Annotated in this window: 8 protein-coding genes; 2 read left to right on the top strand and 6 right to left on the bottom strand. The window is 54.6% G+C overall.

Features of this window, described 5'->3' with window-relative positions; genetic code table 11:
* A partial coding sequence (locus tag V7028_RS13340) for a thiamine pyrophosphate-binding protein (protein ID WP_334120574.1) occupies positions 1-1,464 on the bottom strand: 1,464 nt, incomplete at its 3' end.
* Positions 1,465-1,609: 145 nt separating this feature from the next.
* Between V7028_RS13340 and V7028_RS13335 the strand changes: the two genes are divergently transcribed.
* Both V7028_RS13335 and V7028_RS13330 read left to right on the top strand, forming a co-directional pair.
* Positions 1,610-3,178 (top strand): class I adenylate-forming enzyme family protein, encoded by a 1,569-nt coding sequence (locus V7028_RS13335; RefSeq protein ID WP_334120573.1) that lies wholly within the window; start codon positions 1,610-1,612, stop codon positions 3,176-3,178.
* A gap of 12 nt (positions 3,179-3,190) precedes the next feature.
* The gene (locus V7028_RS13330; RefSeq protein WP_334120572.1) at positions 3,191-4,210 is read left to right on the top strand and encodes an AEC family transporter; all 1,020 of its coding nucleotides are present in this window, start codon (positions 3,191-3,193) and stop codon (positions 4,208-4,210) included.
* Positions 4,211-4,276: 66 nt separating this feature from the next.
* On the opposite strand, the gene pqqA is transcribed toward V7028_RS13330, so the two are convergent.
* The 5 genes from pqqA to V7028_RS13305 all read right to left on the bottom strand — a co-directional run bounded on the left by pqqA (position 4,277) and on the right by V7028_RS13305 (position 7,004).
* Positions 4,277-4,351, bottom strand: a complete 75-nt coding sequence (gene pqqA / locus V7028_RS13325) for a pyrroloquinoline quinone precursor peptide PqqA (RefSeq protein ID WP_275270284.1) — start codon at positions 4,349-4,351, stop codon at positions 4,277-4,279.
* Between the two features lie 104 nt (positions 4,352-4,455).
* On the bottom strand, positions 4,456-4,842 hold the full coding sequence (locus V7028_RS13320; RefSeq protein WP_334120571.1) for a YciI family protein: 387 nt from the start codon (positions 4,840-4,842) through the stop codon (positions 4,456-4,458).
* Between the two features lie 2 nt (positions 4,843-4,844).
* Positions 4,845-5,219, bottom strand: coding sequence for a YciI family protein (locus V7028_RS13315; protein WP_334120570.1), 375 nt, complete (start codon positions 5,217-5,219; stop codon positions 4,845-4,847).
* 20 nt (positions 5,220-5,239) lie between these two features.
* Positions 5,240-5,656 carry a YybH family protein gene (locus V7028_RS13310; protein ID WP_334120569.1) on the bottom strand — a complete coding sequence of 139 codons (417 nt, stop codon included), beginning with the start codon at positions 5,654-5,656 and terminating at the stop codon, positions 5,240-5,242.
* 91 nt (positions 5,657-5,747) lie between these two features.
* Entirely contained in the window at positions 5,748-7,004 is a 1,257-nt protein-coding gene (locus tag V7028_RS13305; protein WP_334120568.1) for an RNA polymerase sigma factor, read from the bottom strand.
* Positions 7,005-7,181 lie beyond the last annotated feature (177 nt).

Raw genomic sequence — 7,181 nt, 5'->3', positions numbered from 1 at the left:
CGTGCCGTGGGTTTCCTGCTGGTCCCGAACCTCGATGGCCCACGCGCCATTGTTGGCAACCACGATCAACACCGGTGCCTTGTGACGCGCCGCAGTGTCCATTTCCATGGCGTTGAATCCGAATGATCCATCCCCTGTGGCCACCAGTACAGTGTGGTCGGGCTTGGCCAGGCTGGCCGCAACACCAAAGGGTGTGCCCACGCCAATGCAGCCCAGTGAGCCTGGGTCCAGATACGTGCTTGCAGGCAAGCCAACCCGCGCAAAGCTGAGAAAGTCGCCACCGTCTGCCACCACAACTGATTTTTCAGGCAAGGCCTGTCGCAGGGCATACAGCAGCCTGTTGGGGTGCATCAATCCGTCTTTGCCCTTGGGCGCGTTGCGCATGCTGTCCAGCAGCTTGGCCGATCGGTCATTGTGTTGTTGGTGAAGCCCTGTGATCCACTGCAGGTCGGTTGCCGGTGCGCGGTCGCCCGCACATGCAAGAATGTCTTCAATCGCAAGGCGCGGGGTGGCAAACAGTTCCACCACGCCACGCCGATTGTCGCGAAGTTCGCTGGCGCAGTCTGCAATTCTTACGAATTCGGCTTGTCCAAACACAGCCGGTGAACCATAGGCCAACTGGAAATCAAGTTTGCGGCCAATGGTTAAAATAACGTCGGCCTGCCCCATGACAGCACCACGCATGGCTGCAACCACGCTGGGGTGTTCTTCACTGACCAGGCCCCGGCTTTCACCCGTGTCCAGGTAAGCAGCCTGCAGACGGTCCAGCAGCCTGGTCAGAGCAGGGCCAGCGCCCTGTGCACCACGGCCGGTAATTACAAGGGGGCGCTTGGCCGACCACAAACGTTCCATGGCTTGCTCGATGGCGGCCTGTGGTGCAGCAAATTCCTGGCGGTTTTTCGGGGCCAGGTGTTCTTGAAGAATCACCGCTTGCGGTACTTCGCTGCGCAGCGTGTTCACGGGAAAATCCAGATAAACCGGGCCGGGCTCGCCGTGGTGCCCCAGCGCGCGGGAAACTGCTTCATCCAGTTCTTGAAGAACCAGCTCAGGTTCCCGAACCGTTTTGGCATACCGGGTGATGGATCGAACCAGATCGGTGTGCACCATGTCTTGCAGGGCACCCCGGTTTTCCTGAAGGGTAGGGGGCGTACCTGAAAGTACCAGCACCGGTGCGCGCGCCACATTCGCATTGGCAATGCCCGTCATGGCGTTGGTCACCCCCGGGCCTGCCGTAACCAGTGCCACGCCAAACTGACCTGTCAATTGCGCTTCGGCGTGGGCCATGTAAACGGCGGCCCTTTCGTCGCGCACATCCACAATATGGATTCCCTCGGCATGCAGCCGCATCCAGATGGGCATGATGTGCCCGCCGCACAGGGCATAAACCCTTTTGATGCCCCGCGCCTTTAAAAACCGCGCGATGAGTGCGGCGGCGCTGTGCTCTGAAATTTGCATTGTGGCCATGGTGATGTCTCCTCTTTTTTCGGGTGCCGGTTCAAAACCGAGGTTGCAAACTCGTCAATTTCGATTAGAATAATATCGCATTCTGAATTCGGAATATAGAATTTAAAGCTATATTCTTTCAAATAAAATTGAGGAGACTGGCAACATGAGTCAATTGATGACTATTTCCGATGCGGTACAAGCCCATGCCAGGTTGCGCCCTGAAACGCTGGCAGCCCGTGATTCGAGCCGTGCTCTATCGTATCGGCAGCTTGATGAGCGTGCCGGCAAGCTGGCTTCTGCATTGCTTGACCTGGGGCTTGTACGCGGGGACCGCGTGGCGGTGCTGGCCTATAATTGTGTGGAATGGATGGAACTGTACGTGGGGCTTGCGCGCGCGGGCCTGGTGGCGGTGCCTTTGAATTTCCGTTTGAGTGGCCCGGAAATTGAGTACATTTTGCTGGATTGCAAAACCAGTTGCATGATTGCTGGCCTGGATTTCACGGCGGTTGTGGATACCATTCGCGACAAGCTTGAATTTCCTGAAGCGCGATTCATTGCCTTGGGCGACACGGCGCCATCGGGTTGGCTGTCTTATGAATCAGTGGTGTCGCAGGCGCCCTGGCCCCGAGAATTTGAGCCGGCGGCTGCCGATGAAATGTGTGCCCTGATGTACACATCGGGCACCACAGGCAGACCCAAAGGGGCCATTCGCCAGCACGAGGGGAGTACCCTGATTGCCATGGCCACGGCGCTTGAAATGGGCTTTACACACGAAGACATTGCCCTGCTGGTCATGCCCCTGTGCCATGCAAATTCCCTGTACTTTGCAAACACGTTTCTGCACACGGGCGGTGCCTGCATTATTGACGACAGCAAAAGCTTCAACCCCGAGCATTTGCTTCGCACCCTGTCTGAGGAGAAGGTGACCTTCACCTCGCTGGTGCCCACGCACTACATCATGATTTTGTCTTTGCCCGACGAGGTGAAGGCAAAGTACGATATGAGCACCGTGGGCAAGTTGCTGGTTTCCTCCGCACCTGCGCGAAAAGACACCAAACTTGCGATTCTGGATTATTTCAAAAATGGCAGGCTCTATGAACTGTACGGTTCAACCGAGGCTGGCTGGGTCACCTTGTTGCGCCCGGAGGAGCAAATTTCCAAACTGGGTTCCGTTGGACGTGAATGGGCGTGCAGCGGCGCAATTCGCCTGCTGGATGAACACGGCAATGAAGTACCCGATGGCGAGGTGGGCGAACTTTTTTCCCGCACATCGTATGTGTTCAAAGGGTACTGGCAAAACGAGGAAAAAACGAAAGAGGCCTTTCGCGGTGCCTGGTGTTCGGTGGGTGACATGGCACGGCGCGATCAGGATGGTTACATTTGGCTGGTCGACCGGAAAAGCAACATGATCATCAGTGGTGGCGAGAACATTTACCCCTCGGAAGTGGAGGCGGTGGTGGGCGCACACCCCAAAGTGAAAGATGTGGCGGTGATCGGCGTGCCGCATGAAAAATGGGGTGAAACAGTACAGGCGGTGGTGGTGCCACATGTGGGCCAGCAGCTTGACGAGGTGGAGCTGAAAACCTGGTGCCGGGAGCGGCTTGCGGCATTTAAATGCCCCACATCGATTGTTTTCATCCAGGACGATGAAATGCCCCGCACGGCTACAGGCAAGATTCTTCATCGTATACTACGGCAAAAGTTGGGCAGCACGAATACCGCTGCCGCTTAGCCGGTTCACGACATGGCGACACAGGTCGCCATTTTTTTTCAACCTGATTGTCTTGTCCAGATGCAACAAATTTTTCTGGTTACCTTGCCGTTCTTTGCCCTGATTCTTTGTGGCTACCTGGCCACCCGGGGGCGACTCTTGCCTTTGGGCGCCATTCCAGGCCTGAATGCATTTGTGCTGTATTTCGCCTTGCCCAGCATGTTGTTTCAGTTTGCATCCAACATGGACGTTGCTGAACTGTTTGATCCGCACACGATATTTGTTTACATGCTGTGTGCGTTGCTCATGGTGTTTCTGACAGTGTTCACGACCCGGCGCGGCAACACTAACTGGAACAATGCTGCTTTTGGTGCACTGGTTGCAGCGTTTCCCAATTCCGGCTTCATGGGCATGCCCATACTGGTTTCGCTGGTGGGTGCCAATAGTGTTGGGCCTGCGGTGGTGTCCATTTCAGTCGACATGATCATCACGTCATCGCTGTGCATTGCCTTGTCCCGTTTGGGGCAACGTGGTGATGGCGGTGCCGTGGAAGCCGCACGAAAAGCCATGAAGGGTGTGCTGCTGAATCCACTGCCCTGGGCGGTGGTGTTGGGCGCAATTTGTTCGGCCACTGCATTTCGTTTTTATGAGCCGCTTGACCAGATCATCAAGATGTTTGCCAATTCCTGCTCGCCCATTGCCCTGTTCACCATTGGTGCCATGCTGGCCCGTCCGTCCGAAACAGCCGCGGTGGATTCACCACCCGCCGGACGTTTCAAACTGGGCGATATTCACTTGATCGTGGTGTACAAATTGATTGTTCACCCTCTGCTGGTGCTGGGCGTGGGCTATGTATACACGCAAATGGGCTTTGATTTGTCGCCGCAGGCGCTTACTGTGCTGGTGTTGGTGGCTGCGCTGCCCAGTGCCAGCAGCATTACTGTGCTTGCGGAAAAATTTGAAGCGGATTCCAGGCGAATTGCGCAAATTGTGCTGTTCTCGACAGTCATTGCGTTTTTAACGTTTTCTACAGCGGTGAAGTGGTTGCTGTGACGTGCCAAAAACACAAGGGGCGATATTTACTGACCCCTTGTGAAGCAGAGCAACGGATGATTGTTGTTATCGGTTGGCAATGTACATGGTGATTTCAAAACCAAATCGCATGTCAACGAATGCCGGTGTAGTCCAGGTCATGAATGTCTCCTCGTGAATTGAATGGCGCATCTTCGAAGGATGCTGAACGTGAATTGATCACCGTTTAATACTACATTCTGTATTCAGAGTTCGCAATAGTTTTTTCAGTCTCTCCCTGTTCCTCCTGCCGCATTGCCTTGCGCCACCAATTCCCGTGCCGGGCGCACTTCAATGGAACCGTAACGCGCCGGTGGAATTTTTTCGGCAAGCGCAATCGCCTCGTTCAGGTCTTTGGCTTCCAGCATGTAAAAACCGGCCAGCTGTTCTTTGGTTTCTGCAAAAGGGCCGTCGGTGGTGTGGGTTTTGCCGTTGCGCACACGCACCGTGGTGGCGGTGTTTACTGGCAACAAGGGGCTGCCGGTGATGTAGTGGCCTTTGCTGCTCAAGTTTTCAGCGCAGGCCATGCATTCCTTGTTCAGTGCATCCCATTCCTGCTGCGACATGGCATTCATGATGCGTTCGTCGTAATACACCAGCGCCAGGTATTTCATGGTCAATCTCCGTAGCGGTTGTCTTCCCGCAAAGTGTTTTCGACAGGGCGAACTTCGATGGTTCCTAACCGGGCCGAGGGCCACTGGGATGCAATTCGCAGTGCTTCATTGAAATCGTGTGCTTCAATCAGGAAAATGCCGCCCAGTTGTTCTTTGGTTTCCGCGAACGGGCCATCCGACGTAAGCAGGCTTTGGTTGCGCACACGCACCAGCACACCATTGCGGGCACTTTGAAGTGCATGCGTTGCAATCAAATTCCCGCTGGCCTTGAGCGATTCAACATAATCGAGCGTTTCCTGGCGTAAAGCCAGCCACTGTTCATGTGGCATGGCTTTGAACAGGTCTTCCTCCTCATAAGCAAGGCAAAGGTACTTCATTGGATGTCATGCCTTTTTGATCAAGGTTGTGCGTCGAAAATGGCTTTGCCGGTTTCGGGATCAAAGGGCGATGAAAAGTGTTCATGAACAATCTTCCATTGTCCCTGTTCAAGCTGAAGGCAGATGGTGGCCCGCATCCAGCCCGCGTTTTCCTTTCCAAAATCTTGCACCGAACCACAGCGCAACAGGTAGTGGCAGAAGGCCACCTTTTCCGCCTCGTAAATGGCCAGTTCATGAATTTCCATGATGACTCCGCCAGGACACAGGCCCATGCAATATTTCCAGTGCTCGGCGTAATTGTTTTTGCCCACAATTTGAAGTGCCTTGATGGCGTCGAACGACACCACATCGTCGCTGTAGTGGCGCATGATGTTGTCCAGGTTTTCGTCAACAACGGCTTGCTGCCAGCTCTCCAGTACTGCCTTGATTGCGTTCATGTTTTCTCCTTGTCCATGGGGTCAGTGCGTGGCGCTTTTGTGTCGCCTTCATGGATTAGTCGAATGGCACTTTCTCAAATCGACAGTGGTTTTAAAAATTACTTCGGTTTTTTTTCAGTTCATTCAGTCGGCTTTGAAGAAAGCGTTGTTCCGGCCCTTGGCGGGTCAGTCGAAGTGCTTCCTCGTAGGCTGCTTGCGCTTCATCCAGTTTGCCCAGTCGCCGGCACAGGTCGGCACGGGTGGCATGGGCCAGGTGGTATTCATTCAACTGGCCTTGCGCAAGCAGTTCGTCCACCAGTGCCAGCCCCGCAGCAGGGCCATCGCGCATGGCCACTGCCACGGCGCGGTTCAGCGCCACCACGGGCGATTGTGTGTGTTCCAGCAAGGCATCGTACAGGCCCACAATTTGTGCCCAATCTGTTTGATCGGCGCTTGGTGCTTCAGCATGCACCGCACTGATGGCGGCCTGCAGGGTGTATGCCCCAAACCGTCGGGAGGCCAATGCCTGTAGCACCAACTGGCAGCCTTCCAGTATTTGTTGTTGATCCCATTGGCTGCGGTCCTGGTCGGCCAACAGAACAAGATCGCCGTTGGCGGTGCTACGCGTGCGGCGGCGGGAATCGTTGAGCAACATCAAAGCCAGCAGGCCGACTGCCTCAGGCTCGGGCAACAATTCAACCAGCAGGCGGCCCAGTCGAATGGCTTCGCTGCAAAGTTCCTGCCGAACCAGTGCATCGCCAGTGGACGCAGAATAGCCTTCGTTGAATACCAGGTAAATCACTTGAAGCACAGCATCCAGACGCTCTTGAAGCTGGTTTGCCTGCGGAACTTCGTATGGAATTCTGGCATCGCGAATTTTTGTCTTGGCGCGAACAATGCGCTGGGCCATGGTGGGTGTGCTGCTTAAAAATGCGCTGGCCACTTCCTCCGTGGACAAACCACACACCTCGCGCAGGGTCAGGGCCAATTGTGCTTCAGGTGACAGGCTGGGGTGGCAGCATGTGAAAATCAGCCGAAGGCGGTCATCTTCAATGCTGTCATCGGCGTAGTCGGGTTCGTGGTGCAATTGTTCGGCCAGTTGATCGGCCACGTCTTCAAATGAGGTGTCGAATTTCGCACGGCGGCGAATGTGGTCAATTGCTTTGAAGCGGGCAGTGGATACCAGCCAGGCGCGTGGGTTGGTGGGTGGGCCTGCGAGTTCCCATTGTTGAAGGGCAATGGCAAATGCTTCGTGCATGGCTTCTTCAGCCAGGTCGAAATCGCCGAGCAGACGAATTAAAGTGGCCAGAATGCGTCTGGATTCACGTTGATAAAACGAATCGAGCCAGGGTCGAAGTGCTTTGTTCATGGTGTTGAATTGAGCGAAACGATGCGACTTTCGGATGCTTGACGCTCAGCATAACCCAATGCTTGTGGATTGGGGTTTGTACTGACTCGAGTGAATAGGGCGTGAAAATTAACATTTATTAATATAAATAATAATAACTATCATTATAATTACGGAATTCTTCATTTTCAGAGTTTC

This window comes from Limnobacter sp. (genome assembly GCF_036846585.1).
Classification (GTDB): domain Bacteria; phylum Pseudomonadota; class Gammaproteobacteria; order Burkholderiales; family Burkholderiaceae_B; genus Limnobacter.
This window is presented reverse-complemented; position numbering and strand designations above follow the sequence as displayed.

Excerpts from the sequence above, each read along its gene's own strand:
- V7028_RS13335 (WP_334120573.1), top strand. The coding sequence starts at position 1,610 with ATGAGTCAATTGATGACTATTTCCGATGCGGTACAAGCCCATGCCAGG.
- V7028_RS13330 (WP_334120572.1), top strand. The coding sequence starts at position 3,191 with ATGGCGACACAGGTCGCCATTTTTTTTCAACCTGATTGTCTTGTCCAG.
- V7028_RS13320 (WP_334120571.1), bottom strand. The coding sequence starts at position 4,842 with ATGAAATACCTGGCGCTGGTGTATTACGACGAACGCATCATGAATGCC.
- V7028_RS13315 (WP_334120570.1), bottom strand. The coding sequence starts at position 5,219 with ATGAAGTACCTTTGCCTTGCTTATGAGGAGGAAGACCTGTTCAAAGCC.
- V7028_RS13310 (WP_334120569.1), bottom strand. The coding sequence starts at position 5,656 with ATGAACGCAATCAAGGCAGTACTGGAGAGCTGGCAGCAAGCCGTTGTT.
- V7028_RS13305 (WP_334120568.1), bottom strand. The coding sequence starts at position 7,004 with ATGAACAAAGCACTTCGACCCTGGCTCGATTCGTTTTATCAACGTGAA.